This window comes from Intrasporangium chromatireducens Q5-1, assembly GCF_000576575.1.
GTDB classification, from domain to species: domain Bacteria; phylum Actinomycetota; class Actinomycetes; order Actinomycetales; family Dermatophilaceae; genus Intrasporangium_A; species Intrasporangium_A chromatireducens.
The window spans coordinates 1-304 of record NZ_AWQS01000642.1 but is presented as its reverse complement, the minus strand read 5'-3'; the positions used below and the strand labels follow the sequence as shown (position 1 = coordinate 304).

The following is a 304-nucleotide window of genomic DNA, read 5'->3' as shown; positions in this document are numbered from 1 at the left end:
CCCCCGGCACTATCTCTGCCGGGGGTCGCTGACGTGTTGCGTCAAGGCGTCGTGGTCGGTGGCGCGAGTGGCCCGTCTGGCCGGTTCGGGGCAGGCGGCAGGTCCGGCTGCTTCGGCGTGAACGGGGCGCCCGGTGCGAGACTGCCCGTCGCCTTGGGCGCCTGAACGGGCGCCCCAGCGGGCGAGGATGACGCGGGAGCCTGCTGGGGTGCGCTGCTCGTCCTCACGGCCGTCGTGGGCGCGCTCGGGATGCTCGTCGGGCTCGTGGTGGCACTCGTCGTCTCCGGGGCCGTGGTCGACGTCT

The 304-nt window shown here is 74.3% G+C and carries 1 protein-coding gene; it reads right to left on the bottom strand.

Annotated elements, in window-relative coordinates:
- Window positions 1–9: 9 nt before the first annotated feature.
- The coding region (locus N864_RS25845; protein ID WP_034723419.1) for a hypothetical protein at window positions 10–304 on the bottom strand (295 nt) is incomplete at its 5' end.